At 60.2% G+C, this 11,280-nt stretch carries 14 protein-coding genes, 2 tRNA genes and 1 riboswitch; of the genes, 6 read left to right on the forward strand and 10 right to left on the reverse strand.

The genetic code is table 11. From position 1 onward, the window contains the following. The coding region (locus BUA36_RS16200) for an ATP-binding protein (RefSeq protein ID WP_167544308.1) at positions 1 to 276 on the forward strand (276 nt) is incomplete at its 5' end. A gap of 330 nt (positions 277 to 606) precedes the next feature. Here BUA36_RS16200 and BUA36_RS16210 read toward each other — a convergent pair. The 10 genes from BUA36_RS16210 to BUA36_RS16255 all read right to left on the reverse strand — a co-directional run bounded on the left by BUA36_RS16210 (position 607) and on the right by BUA36_RS16255 (position 7,062). Continuing rightward, positions 607 to 682 (reverse strand) — tRNA-Lys (locus BUA36_RS16210). 30 nt (positions 683 to 712) lie between these two features. Then, positions 713 to 788, reverse strand: a tRNA-Lys gene (locus BUA36_RS16215). Positions 789 to 846: 58 nt separating this feature from the next. Further along, entirely contained in the window at positions 847 to 1,602 is a 756-nt protein-coding gene (ybgF, locus tag BUA36_RS16220) for a tol-pal system protein YbgF (protein ID WP_139260608.1), read from the reverse strand. Between the two features lie 114 nt (positions 1,603 to 1,716). After that, complete coding sequence (pal, locus tag BUA36_RS16225; RefSeq protein WP_072786215.1) at positions 1,717 to 2,250, reverse strand: peptidoglycan-associated lipoprotein Pal; 534 nt, start codon at positions 2,248 to 2,250, stop codon at positions 1,717 to 1,719. 27 nt (positions 2,251 to 2,277) lie between these two features. Beyond that, the gene (gene tolB / locus BUA36_RS16230; RefSeq protein WP_072786216.1) at positions 2,278 to 3,543 is read right to left on the reverse strand and encodes a Tol-Pal system beta propeller repeat protein TolB; all 1,266 of its coding nucleotides are present in this window, start codon (positions 3,541 to 3,543) and stop codon (positions 2,278 to 2,280) included. Positions 3,544 to 3,545: 2 nt separating this feature from the next. Further along, the gene (gene tolA, locus BUA36_RS16235) at positions 3,546 to 4,472 is read right to left on the reverse strand and encodes a cell envelope integrity protein TolA (protein WP_072786217.1); all 927 of its coding nucleotides are present in this window, start codon (positions 4,470 to 4,472) and stop codon (positions 3,546 to 3,548) included. Between the two features lie 9 nt (positions 4,473 to 4,481). Continuing rightward, positions 4,482 to 4,919: an ExbD/TolR family protein gene (locus tag BUA36_RS16240; RefSeq protein WP_072786218.1), complete on the reverse strand. Its 438-nt coding sequence runs from the start codon at positions 4,917 to 4,919 to the stop codon at positions 4,482 to 4,484. Positions 4,920 to 4,924: 5 nt separating this feature from the next. Next, positions 4,925 to 5,617, reverse strand: a complete 693-nt coding sequence (gene tolQ / locus BUA36_RS16245; RefSeq protein ID WP_072786219.1) for a protein TolQ — start codon at positions 5,615 to 5,617, stop codon at positions 4,925 to 4,927. Positions 5,618 to 5,622: 5 nt separating this feature from the next. Further along, positions 5,623 to 6,045 carry a tol-pal system-associated acyl-CoA thioesterase gene (gene ybgC / locus BUA36_RS16250; RefSeq protein WP_072786220.1) on the reverse strand — a complete coding sequence of 141 codons (423 nt, stop codon included), beginning with the start codon at positions 6,043 to 6,045 and terminating at the stop codon, positions 5,623 to 5,625. 270 nt (positions 6,046 to 6,315) lie between these two features. Beyond that, positions 6,316 to 7,062 (reverse strand): SDR family NAD(P)-dependent oxidoreductase, encoded by a 747-nt coding sequence (locus BUA36_RS16255; protein WP_072786221.1) that lies wholly within the window; start codon positions 7,060 to 7,062, stop codon positions 6,316 to 6,318. 129 nt (positions 7,063 to 7,191) lie between these two features. Further along, positions 7,192 to 7,328, forward strand: a riboswitch (ZMP/ZTP riboswitch). Between the two features lie 93 nt (positions 7,329 to 7,421). Between BUA36_RS16255 and glyA the strand changes: the two genes are divergently transcribed. The 5 genes from glyA to BUA36_RS16280 all read left to right on the forward strand — a co-directional run bounded on the left by glyA (position 7,422) and on the right by BUA36_RS16280 (position 11,277). After that, positions 7,422 to 8,669 carry a serine hydroxymethyltransferase gene (gene glyA, locus BUA36_RS16260; RefSeq protein WP_072786222.1) on the forward strand — a complete coding sequence of 416 codons (1,248 nt, stop codon included), beginning with the start codon at positions 7,422 to 7,424 and terminating at the stop codon, positions 8,667 to 8,669. A 53-nt stretch (positions 8,670 to 8,722) separates the two neighbouring features. After that, positions 8,723 to 9,196: a transcriptional regulator NrdR gene (nrdR, locus tag BUA36_RS16265; protein ID WP_072786223.1), complete on the forward strand. Its 474-nt coding sequence runs from the start codon at positions 8,723 to 8,725 to the stop codon at positions 9,194 to 9,196. 93 nt (positions 9,197 to 9,289) lie between these two features. Then, a complete protein-coding gene (gene pilV, locus BUA36_RS16270) occupies positions 9,290 to 9,835 on the forward strand; it encodes a type IV pilus modification protein PilV (RefSeq protein ID WP_072786224.1) in 546 nt (181 codons plus the stop codon). After that, positions 9,832 to 10,698 (forward strand): PilW family protein, encoded by an 867-nt coding sequence (locus tag BUA36_RS16275; protein WP_084560199.1) that lies wholly within the window; start codon positions 9,832 to 9,834, stop codon positions 10,696 to 10,698. Before pilV ends, BUA36_RS16275 begins: the two co-directional genes overlap by 4 nt. Before the next feature lie 3 nt (positions 10,699 to 10,701). Then, a complete protein-coding gene (locus tag BUA36_RS16280) occupies positions 10,702 to 11,277 on the forward strand; it encodes a pilus assembly PilX family protein (protein ID WP_072786225.1) in 576 nt (191 codons plus the stop codon). Positions 11,278 to 11,280: the final 3 nt, after the last annotated feature.

Below are 11,280 nucleotides of genomic sequence, written 5' to 3' on the forward strand. Positions count from 1 at the left end.
ATCAGCGACGCCGGCGGCGAACTGCTCCAGTCGCTGGTGCACCAGCGCTACAAGCTTAAGCGCAGCATCGTGGTGACCTCCAACCGGGTGGTGCAGGACTGGGGGAAGTACCTCGGCGACAACACCATGGCGACCACCATCCTGGACCGTCTGATGCACCGCGCGCACCTGCTGGAGTTCGAGGGGAAGAGCTACCGCTTGAAGGAGGCCGCCAGCCGTCTGACCGGCTTGGTCAAGCAGGGCGAGTCAAAAAATGACCCGGCTGCGGTCGATTAAACTACAATCCGACTGTCCTGCCTGGGGGAATTTGACCCGGCCAAGGGTGGGGGAATTTGAAGTGGCCAACGGGGTTCACGGGGAATCTCATGCGGCGTTATACCTACTTCGGGAGACGGAACTTCATTAGCTATGGATATCGGGCTGCCAAGATAATGAACTCGCAGAGTATCAGGAAGCAGCTTCGGCCCTTGTGGGGGAAGTTCCAGTTGGCTTTGAAGGAAGAGCGACGAAAACGATAGGGAAGGCAGAGGGCTTCGTTCTGACCAGAGAGCGACCAGAAACAAAAAAGCCCACGAACCGAAATTCGTGGGCTTTTTTGATGAATCTTGGTAGGCCGTGCGGGATTCGAACCTGCGACCAACGGATTAAAAGTCCGCTGCTCTACCAGCTGAGCTAACGACCCTTAGGTATGAAAACCTAGGCACTTTCGGAATGGTAGGCCGTGCGGGATTCGAACCTGCGACCAACGGATTAAAAGTCCGCTGCTCTACCAGCTGAGCTAACGACCCCCGAAAGAAGCGAGATTATAGGGGGTAATCAGCTCTGCTGTCAAATGCCCGTCAGTAATTATTTGCCGCCCAGGCGTTCTTTGGCCGTGGCGGCCGCAGGCGAGTCCGGGTATTGCTTGATGAGGTCTTGCAGGGTCTTTTTGGCGGCCTTGTCTTTCAGCTCCGTCTGGCAGCTGGCGATGTTGAGCATGGCGTCGGGCGCTTTCGGGCTGTCGGCGTAGTTTTTCAGGACCACCAACTGGGCGGCAATCGCGGCCTTGCAGTCGCGCTGGGCGTAGTAGGAGTTGCCGAGCCAGTATTGGGCGTTGGAGGCGTAGCTGGAACCTGGGTAGCGCGCGACGAAGTCGCTCAGCGCGCCGCCGGCCGCTTTGTAGTCGCCCGATTTGAACAGCTGCATGGCCGCTTCGTAGTTGCGTTGCTCGCTCGGGTCCACTTGCGAGGTCTTGCCGTCGATGGTGACTTCGCGCGGCTCCAGCTTGCGCAGGCGGGCGTCGAGGTCGACGTAGAAGTCTTTCTGGCGCTTCTGGGCATTGGCCAGTTCGTTGGCCAGCACTTCGATCTGGCCGCGCAGCTGGTTCACCTGCTGCAGTGTGGCTTCGTTCTGGTTGACCAGGTCCAGCGTGCTGGACTTGTCGGATTTGGTGTCGATGCGGGCTTGCAGGTCGGCGCGCATGGTTTCGACCTTGGTGCGCAGGTCGAGCAGGGCTTTGCGGGCTTCGTCGTCGTCGAACAGGCCGGCATGGGCTTGCAGCGGCAGCCAGGTCATCGCGGCCAGCAGGGCGGCGCTCAGGCCGGATTTGGAGAATTTCATCATGTCGGGCGCTCTTTCACACAAATCTAAACAATAAAGAAACGGGGCAGGGCGCGGATTAGTCCGCGCGCCGCCCCGTATTATGCCTGTGACCCGGCAAAAAGGTAGTGCTTTTGATTACTTGTAGACGATGTCAGCACGACGGTTTTGTGCCCATGCCTCTTCGTTGTGGCCTTCGGCTTTTGGCTTTTCTTTGCCCAGCGATACGGCTTCGATCTGCGACTCTGGCACGCCCAGGGTGCTCATGGCTTTGCGCACGGCTTCAGCACGTTTCTGGCCCAGCGCCAGGTTGTACTCGGAACCGCCGCGTTCGTCGGTGTTGCCTTGGACCAGGATCGAGCGGGCTTTGTTTTTGACCAGGTAGGCCGAGTGGTTTTCCACTACTGGCTTGCCGTCGGCGCGCACTGCGTAGCTGTCGAAGTCGAAGTAGACGCTGCGGTTAGCCAGCACGCCTTTTGGATCGTCCAGCGGGTCCAGCGATTTGGTTTCCACTGGCGCGACGGTGCGGGTGTCGGCTTGTGGCTGTACGGCTTTTTCGACCGGACGCTCAACCACTTCCACTGGCTTTTTCTCTTCGATCGGGGTCGACGAGCAAGCGGCGAGGATGGCGGCGGTGGTGATGGCAAATGCCAGGCTGCTGAGTTTACGCATATTCATTCTCCTAGTAGTGAATCGAAATTACTGCATGAACGGACCCCAGGTGGGCTCCTTGATGTTGCCCGCCTGAGCGGTCAGGCGTTGTTTTACACGGCCATCCACCGAGACCACTGCCAGCGATTTGCGGCCGCCAGCGCGGGTGGCGTACATGATGTATTTGCCGTTGGGGGCGAAGCTTGGCGACTCGTCGTCGGTGGTATCGGACAGGCGTTGCTCCTGGCCGCTGGCCAGGTCCAGCACGAACAGCTGGAAGTTGCCGTCGCGGCGCGAGATGTAGGCCAGCGTTTTGCCGTCGGCCGAGATGCGCGGGCTGATGTTGTAGCTGCCGCCGAAGGTGACGCGCTTGGCGTCGCTGCCGTCCGGGTTCATGCGGTAGATCTGCGGGCCGCCGCTGCGGTCGCTCGTGAAGTAGATGCTTTGGCCATCGGCCGACCATTGTGGTTCGGTGTCGATGCCGGTGCTGTTGGAGGCGCGGCGCAGGTTGCTGCCGTCGGCGTTGACGGTGTAGACCTGGGTGTGGCCGTCCTTGGACAGCGCCACCGCCAGCTTGTTGCCGTTCGGCGCCCAGGCCGGCGCCGAGTTGCTGCCTTTTTCGTTGGCCACCACGGTGCGGGCGCGGGTGATCAGGTTCTGCACGTAGACCACGGGCTTTTTCTGTTCGAACGAGACGTAGGCTACCTTGGTGCCGTCCGGCGACCACGATGGCGAGATGATCGGTTCGTTGGAGCGCAGCGCCAGCTGTTCGTTTTCGCCGTCGGCGTCAGCGACCAGCAGCTGGTAGTTGCGGCCTTCCTGCTTGACGTAGGCGATGCGGGTGGAGAAGGCGCCTTTGATGCCGGTCAGCTTGAAGAACACGTCGTCGGCGATCAGGTGGGCCGACAGGCGGGTGAACTGGGCGGTGACGGCCTTGTCCAGGTTGGACAGCTTGGACTGCTTGACGGTGTCCAGCAGCTTGTAGCGCACGTCATAGCGGCCATCGGCCAGCGCGTCGACGGTACCGACTACCAGCGCGTCGGCGCCCTTGGCCTTCCAGGCGCTGTAGTCGATGTTGTTGACGTCGTTGATGACGCCGGCATCGATGATTTTGAAGGCGCCGCTGCGTTCCAGGTCGGCCTTGATGATCTCGGAAATTTTCTGTGGCGACACGCCTTCATTGGCGAAGCCCGCGACGGCCACCGGGATCTGGTTGCTGCCAACGCCGGAAATTTCAATCCGCATCTGCGCCTGGGCGCTGCCCATGGTGGCGGCGATGACCAGGCCGGTGTAGAGCATATTGAGTTTTTTCATAATCAGTGCATTTCCTTCGGTTTGAAGATGAGTTCCAGGTCACGCTCAACCGTACCATCTTTTTTCTTGGGCAGTGGGGACGATTTGTTAATCGCGTTTTCAATCGCATTGTCATAGGCGATCGAGCCGCTGCTTTTTACTTTGCGGATGCCGATGACTTCACCGGACGGCAGTTGCGTAATCAAATAGGTTGCGCTGAGGCTGTCGTCCTGTTCGCCATACACCAGGTTGCTCTTGATCTTGGAGCGGATCGCTGCCGAGTAACCGCCGTCGGTGCGGCCGCCGGTCGACTGGGCGGCAGTGCCGGTCGTGCCTTTGGCGGCGGCGCCGGTGATGCGGCTCATTTCGGCGGCGAAGGCTTTTTCCTTGGCGGCTTTGTCCGCTTTTTCCTTGGCGAGTTTTTCCGCAGCGGCTTTTTTCTTGTCTTTTTCAGCCTGGGCTTTTTCCTTGGCTTCCTGTTCGGCTTTCTCTTTTTCTTTCTCTTCCTTGGCTTGCTGCTCGGCCTTTTTCTTGGCGTCGAGCTTGGCCTGTTTTTCGTCGGCTTCTTTTTTCAGGCGTGCCTGTTCCAGCTTCTCAGCTTTCTCTTCTTCCAGCTTTTTCTTCTTGATGCGCTGGAGGGCGATTTCAGGATCTTCTTTCGGCACCGGCGGCGCTTCGACCTTCGGGGCGGGTGGCGGCGGCTTGACGACTTCGGGTTCCGGTTCAGGCTGCGGCGCCGGTTCGGCGGGCGGCGCTGGCGGTGCGGCGTCCTGGACTTTCATGTCCCAGATTTCAGCCTGCACTTCGACCGGTTGATTGTTTTGCCAGCTCACGCCCACCCACAGGAACAGCAACAACACGGCGTGCATCGCCACTGCCAGCGTGATCGAACGCCAGCTGTCGTGTTGTCGCGGAACCTTGTACGGACCGCCTGCGGTTGCGGGTTTCATGGTTTGCATTTACTTGGTAGACAGGCCTACGCGGGTGATGCCCAGTTTCTTCGCTTCCGAGATCAGCTGGATGACGTCGTCGTACTTGCTTTCCTTGTCGCCGGCGATCAGCACCGGATAGTCAGGATGGTCGTTGTGAATGGTGCGCAGCTTGCGTACCAGCGCGTCGCGGTTGGGCGCGGTTTCCGGCGCGTCCTCATCCTTGCCCTTGACGCCGATCGACAGCGCGCCGTTCGGCTTGAGCACGATCTGCACGTAGTCGCTTGGCGGCTTGGTGGACTTTTCCGCGCGCGGCAGGTCGACCACGCTCGGGTCGTTGGCCGACGGCATCACCATGAAAATAATCAGCAGCACCAGCATCACGTCGATGTAGGGCACGACATTGATTTCCGATTTGAGCTTGCGGCCACGGCCGCCACGCATGCTGCTGGAGAAAGAAGAAGCCATAGTGATTAACGCGATTGACGCTGCAGAATGTTGGAGAACTCTTCCACAAAGCTCTCAAAACGGATCGCCAGGCGGTCCACGTCGTACGAGAAACGGTTGTAGGCCACGAAGGCGGGAATCGCGGCGAACAGGCCGATGGCGGTGGCGATCAGCGCCTCGGCAATGCCGGGCGCCACGGCGGCCAGCGTGGCCTGCTGCACGTTGGCCAAGCCGCGGAACGCGTTCATGATGCCCCAGACCGTACCCAGCAGGCCGATGTATGGCGACACCGAACCGACCGAGGCCAGGAAGGCCAGGTGCGATTCCAGCGCATCCATTTCGCGCTGGAAGGCGGCGCGCATGGCGCGGCGGGCGCTGTCCAGCACGGCGCCGGCGTCCATGTTTTCACGGCTGGCGGTGAAGGCGGCCTTGGATTTGATGAACTCGCCCATGCCGGCTTCGAAGATGCGTGCCAGCGGGCCGCTGTTGGCGCGGTCCTTGCCGGCGTTCTGGTACAGCGCGTGCAGGTTGCCGCCGGCCCAGAAGGTCTTTTCAAACTCCACCGTCAGGCGGCGCGCCGATTTGATCGCAAACAGTTTGCTGAAGATATAGGTCCAGCTGGTCAGCGAGATGACGAACAGCAGCGCCATAATCAGCTGCACGATCAGGTGTGCATTGGTGATGAGGGACAGGAAAGACAGGTCTTGAGTGACGTTCATTGTGTTCAGTCGGTTTGGGTGGTAACACGGGCAGGGCGCATTTTGTCGGCAACGACCGCCGGGACGGCGCGCGGACGCAAGGCAGAATCGACGCAGCCAACTTTGACGCGCGCCGTATTCAGCAATTGCTCGCCGCACCACGCTTCCTGATGGAAAACGATGGAGGCGCGGCCGATTTTTTCGATACTAACTGTTAATTTTAATTCATCATCCAGTTTGGCTGGCGCATGATAGTCGGCGCTCACGCTTTTGACGACGAACATGGCGTCATGTTCAGCCAGTAAATCGTGCTGGTTGACGTTGAGCGCGCGCAGCCATTCGGTGCGGGCGCGCTCAAAGAATTTGAGATAGTTTGCGTAATAGACGATACCGCCGGCGTCGGTGTCTTCGTAATAGACCCGTACGTTCCAGATGAAATCAGCTGGCATGTTGTTTTGACTACTAATGTGATTGAGCAACATTCTACGCGATATTGTTGTTTTGGTTGAACTTTATCAACTGGCGCGCAAGGGTGGCCTAACGACAGTAAAGCGATTTACTTGCAAGTTGCCAAGCATTGTAACAATGGCTTACGAAATTAGTTCATGCGTGAAGAGAAACTAAGTTTCGCTTAAGTCAAGCAGTGTTGGCGTTCACCCCGCACTTCGGTCCGCCGCGGGGTGTGACCCGTACGGGTCAGACCCCTCTGTCGGGGCGGGTTAGAGGGCGCGTTTGATGTTGAGCGCGCCGTAGCCCTGGCACGTCGGCATCATGTCGATGCGGTTGATGTTGACATGCGGAGGGAGGGTGGCAATCCAGTAGGCCGTGTTGGCGATGTCTTCGGCCGTCAGCGGGGTGGTGCCTTCGTAGACTTTGGCCGCTGCCGCGTCATCTTTCAGGCGCACATTGGAGAATTCGGTGCCGCCGCACAGGCCCGGCGCCAGGTTGGTGGTGCGTACGCCGGTGCCGGCCAGGTCAGCGCGCAGGTTCTGCGTAAACTGGTTGACGAAGGCCTTGGTGGCGCCGTACACATTGCCGCCCGGGTAAGCGGTGGAGCCGGCGATCGAACCGATGTTGATGATGGTGCCGCTGTTGCGCTCGACCATGCCTGGCAGGATGGCGCGCGTCATGGCCACCAGGCCGCTGACGTTGGTGGCGATCATGGTGTCCCAGTCTTCCAGCGACGAGGTGTGGGCCGGGGTGACGCCCAGCGCCAGGCCGGCATTGTTGACCAGTACGTCGATGGCGCGCCAGTCGGCGGGCAGGCTGTCCAGCGCGGCCTGGATCGAGGCCTTGTCGGTCACGTCCAGCACGATCGGGCGTACTGCATCGCCCAGTTCAGCCGACAATGCCTGCAGGCGGTCTTCACGACGGCCGCTGATCAATACCTTGTGACCGTTGCTGGCGAAAATGCGCGCCATGGCAGCGCCGAAGCCGGCCGTAGCGCCGGTGATGAAGACGATCATGATCTGTCCTTGGGTGAGTGGTCGGTTGGACAAAATTGTAGCCGCAAATCCGCGATCAGGTGGAATTGCCAATAATGCAATCTATATTCTTGCTCAAATCTGGCGCATCAAATACAATTTGGCTTCCATTACGTCTCACGTAACTGGCGAAAAGCTGGAGTGATTTTCAAAAATGCCCCACAATGGTGCGTTTTGGTCAGTCGGCGAAAGGTGGGCATCCACCGGGAAACGTGAGATTTCAATAGCCGTTCGCCTGGGCAGCCCTCGATGGAAAGCACGAAGAGGCTGCCGGTCCGCTATGGCTTCTCTCTTTCGATCCAACTGCCAGTAACGATTACTCACCCGATTGGAGTTTTTTCATGTTCGCAAAAGATCACACCCTCGCCAGCATTGACCCGGAACTGTTCGGCGCCATTCAAAACGAAAACACCCGTCAGCACGATCACATCGAGCTGATCGCTTCGGAAAACTACACCTCGCCAGCCGTAATGGAAGCGCAAGGTTCGCAGCTGACCAATAAATACGCCGAAGGCTACCCAGGCAAGCGCTACTACGGCGGTTGCGAGTACGTCGACGTCGTCGAGCAACTGGCCATCGACCGCGTGAAAAAACTGTACGGCGCGGAAGCGGCCAACGTGCAGCCTAACTCGGGTTCGCAAGCGAACCAGGGCGTATTCTTCGCCATGCTGAAACCAGGCGACACCATCATGGGCATGTCGCTGGCAGAAGGCGGCCACCTGACCCACGGCATGCCACTGAATATGTCCGGCAAATGGTTTAACGTGATCTCCTACGGCCTGACCGCCGAAGAAGACATCGACTACGCTGCGATGGAAGCACTGGCCAAGGAACACAAGCCTAAGCTGATTATCGCTGGCGCGTCGGCGTTCTCGAAAAAGATCGACTTCGAGCGCTTCGCTGCTGTCGCCAAATCGATCGGCGCCTACTTCATGGTCGACATGGCCCACTACGCTGGCCTGATCGCTGCCGGTCTGTATCCTAACCCGGTGCCGCACGCTGACTTCGTCACCTCGACCACCCACAAATCGCTGCGCGGCCCACGTGGCGGCATCATCCTGATGAAGGCTGAGCACGAGAAAGCCATCAACTCGGCAATCTTCCCTGGCATCCAGGGCGGTCCGCTGATGCACGTGATCGCCGGCAAGGCCGTGGCCTTCCAGGAAGCGCTGCAGCCTGCGTTCAAAGAGTACCAGCAGCAAGTGGTGAAGAATGCCGACGTGCTGGCCAAGACCCTGATCAAGCGCGGCCTGCGCATTGTGTCGGGCGGTACCGAGTCGCACGTGATGCTGGTGGACCTGCGTCCGAAGAACCTGACCGGCAAGGAAGCGGAAGCGATCCTGGGTTCGGCTCACATGACCTGCAACAAGAACGGCATTCCGAACGATCCACAGAAGCCATTCGTGACCTCGGGCATCCGTCTGGGTTCGCCAGCGTTCACCACCCGTGGCTTCAAGGAAGCGGAAGCGGAACAAGTCGGCAACCTGATCGCAGACGTGCTGGATAATCCACACGACGCGGCCACCATCGAGCGCGTGAAAGCGGCGGTGAAGGTTCTGGCTGACAAGTTCCCTGTCTACGCCAAGTAATTGCAGTACCGTGACGCCGGCAGTGGCCGGCGTCACTAAACCAAAGCGCCCATATGAAATGTCCGTTCTGCCAGCATGAAGATACCCAGGTCCTCGATACGCGTGTATCGGAAGAGGGGGATGCTATCCGCCGGCGTCGGCGCTGCGGCAAATGTGATAAACGATTTACCACGTATGAGCGCATCGAGCTGGTGATGCCGTATGTGGTCAAGAAAAATGGCAGCCGGACCGAATTCTCCTCGGTCAAGCTGCGCGGCAGTCTGGAGCTGGCCTTGCGCAAGCGTCCCGTGGCGGCGCCTGCGGTTGATGCGGCCGTTGCGTCGATTGAAGAAAAGCTGCTGACCAGCGGCCAGCGTGAAGTCGATACCGGCTACATCGGCGAGCTGGTGATGCAGGAGCTGAAGCGTCTCGATAACGTCGCCTTCATCCGCTTTGCATCCGTCTACAAAAATTTCGAGGACCTGGCCGAGTTCCAGAACGCGATTGCCGAAGTAGGGCAGGAGCGTAAGCCGTCCCGCAAAAGCTAGCATCCTGCTGGCGCACTTTTGATACACCTCATATTCTCAGCATTAAGCGCTGCTACCTTCTAGCACAGTCTTCCTGACTTGCGGAGGTGTGCCATGCGCGCACGCGGCAATAGCGGTTATACGCTGCTGGAAATCCTGATTGCAGTCGTGGTGCTGGCCCTCGGCATCATCGGCGGCGTGGCCTTGCAGATGGCGTCGTTGCGGGCACGGCACCAGGCGGTACTGCTGTCGCAGGCGGCACAACTGGCGGCCGCATTGTCGGAGCGCGTGCGCGCGAATCCTTCCTCAACCGACGTTTATCTGACCCTCAATTACGATGCCTATGCCGAGCCCATGCCGGTTGTGCCCGCAGCCTTGTGCGATGGCAGCGCATGCAGTCCGTTGCAACTGGCGTTGGCCGATTTGTACGAAGCCAAGCAACTGGTGCGGCAAACGCTGCCGGCTGGCCGCGTGGTGATTTGCCGCGATGGCGGCTTGTGGAGCGGTGGCAAGCTGCGCTGGTCTTGCGCGGGTGACGCCGCTGCGCCGATGGTGGTCAAGGTTGGCTGGCGCGGCAAGCATCCCGATGGGACGCCCTTGACCGATGCGGCGGGCGAATATGCGCCAGGCGTGGCGCTGACGGTGGGAGCCATGCCATGAAACGCGCGTGCGGCTGGGGCATGATCGAATTCCTGGTGGCGATCGCGCTGGGCCTGCTGATTACGGTCATGGGCAGCGGCCTGTTGCTGGCGTCCAGCAGCAACTACCGCAATCACAGCGACAACGTCTGGCTGGCGGATGGCGGCCGTTACGCCATGCGTATCATGGCGCAGGCAATACGCCAGGGCGCCTATGTGAACTGGGACAGCGAGCTTGCGCCGGCAGAGCTCGCACCCGATGCGCCGGCTGCGATTACCGGCCTGGATGCCGCCAGCATTACCCGCAGCAGCGATGGCATCAGCGCGCCACAGCCTGCGGTAGTCAATGGCAGCGACGTGCTGGCCGTACAGTTTTCCGGTTCAGGCACAGGCGCGAATGGCGATGGTTCCAGCATCAACTGTGCGGGCTTCGGCGTGGCTGGCGGCACGCGTGGCTGGAGCATTTTCTACGTTGCGGCGGACGCCGGCGGCGAGCCGGAGCTGCGCTGCAAATACCGCAGCGCGGCTGGCTGGGGCGCAGACGCCATCGTGCGCGGCGTCGATTCCTTTCAAGTGCTGTATGGCGTGGATACCGATACGCCGATGGATGGCGTGCCCAATACCTATCTGAACGCCACCGGGGCGGCGGCGCTGGGCTGGAAGCGGGTTTGCAGCGTCAAGCTGGCGTTGCTGCTGCATGGCGAACGCAACACGCGCGCGGATACGGCGCCTGCGCGTTTTGACTTGTTCGGTACGGCGTATGCGGATGCACATGGCGATGACCTCGGGGTTCGCGTTGTGGAGGGCAGTCTGCCGGCGGCGCAGCGTCAGCGTGCGCGGCGGCTGTTCAGCATGACAGTGGCATTGCGCAACCGGGGCGGTTGAATCATGCGCAGGCAGCGAGGCATCGCGTTATTGGTCAGCCTGGTGTTGCTGGTGATGGTCATGTTGCTTGGGGTGTCGGCAGCGGTGCTCAGCTTGCAGGGCGAGAAGGCTGCGCGCAGCGAGCGTGATCGGGATGTGGCATTTCTGACAGCGGAGGATGCCTTGGGCGATGCGGAGCGTGATATCCAGGACAGCAGCGATCCGTCGCGGCGCGAGGCGTTTGCCAATGGCGAAACATTTTCCAGCCAGTGCGGTAGCGGTGGCGTGGGCCTACGCTTGCGGCCAGCTGGCGCGCAGAAACCAGCCTGGCAGACGGTCGATCTATCCGGCGTGGAAGATGGCGGCGCCTGTAGCGCTACGCACGGCGCCTACACCGGGGCGGCGATGGCGACAGGCGAAGGCTTCCTGCCATTCAAGAAACCACGCTACGTGATTGAACGGATGGAGTGCCACCAGCCAGGCGACGATGCGTCCGCTGGCGCCAAGCCGCATTACTGTTATCGCGTCACGGCGATCGGCTTTGGCGCCAAGCCCGAGGCGGAGGTGGTGCTGCAAAGCGTCTTTGTGAAGCCGGAATAAGGA

The organism is Duganella sacchari, from assembly GCF_900143065.1.
Lineage (GTDB): Bacteria > Pseudomonadota > Gammaproteobacteria > Burkholderiales > Burkholderiaceae_D > Rugamonas > Rugamonas sacchari.

Bases quoted from the DNA above. Each gene is read 5' to 3' on its own strand.
- BUA36_RS16240 (WP_072786218.1), bottom strand. From the start codon at position 4,919: ATGGCTTCTTCTTTCTCCAGCAGCATGCGTGGCGGCCGTGGCCGCAAG.
- glyA (WP_072786222.1), top strand. From the start codon at position 7,422: ATGTTCGCAAAAGATCACACCCTCGCCAGCATTGACCCGGAACTGTTC.
- pilV (WP_072786224.1), top strand. From the start codon at position 9,290: ATGCGCGCACGCGGCAATAGCGGTTATACGCTGCTGGAAATCCTGATT.
- BUA36_RS16275 (WP_084560199.1), top strand. From the start codon at position 9,832: ATGAAACGCGCGTGCGGCTGGGGCATGATCGAATTCCTGGTGGCGATC.
- ybgC (WP_072786220.1), bottom strand. From the start codon at position 6,045: ATGCCAGCTGATTTCATCTGGAACGTACGGGTCTATTACGAAGACACC.
- ybgF (WP_139260608.1), bottom strand. From the start codon at position 1,602: ATGATGAAATTCTCCAAATCCGGCCTGAGCGCCGCCCTGCTGGCCGCG.
- pal (WP_072786215.1), bottom strand. From the start codon at position 2,250: ATGCGTAAACTCAGCAGCCTGGCATTTGCCATCACCACCGCCGCCATC.
- tolQ (WP_072786219.1), bottom strand. From the start codon at position 5,617: ATGAACGTCACTCAAGACCTGTCTTTCCTGTCCCTCATCACCAATGCA.
- BUA36_RS16280 (WP_072786225.1), top strand. From the start codon at position 10,702: ATGCGCAGGCAGCGAGGCATCGCGTTATTGGTCAGCCTGGTGTTGCTG.
- tolB (WP_072786216.1), bottom strand. From the start codon at position 3,543: ATGAAAAAACTCAATATGCTCTACACCGGCCTGGTCATCGCCGCCACC.
- tolA (WP_072786217.1), bottom strand. From the start codon at position 4,472: ATGAAACCCGCAACCGCAGGCGGTCCGTACAAGGTTCCGCGACAACAC.
- nrdR (WP_072786223.1), top strand. From the start codon at position 8,723: ATGAAATGTCCGTTCTGCCAGCATGAAGATACCCAGGTCCTCGATACG.
- BUA36_RS16255 (WP_072786221.1), bottom strand. From the start codon at position 7,062: ATGATCGTCTTCATCACCGGCGCTACGGCCGGCTTCGGCGCTGCCATG.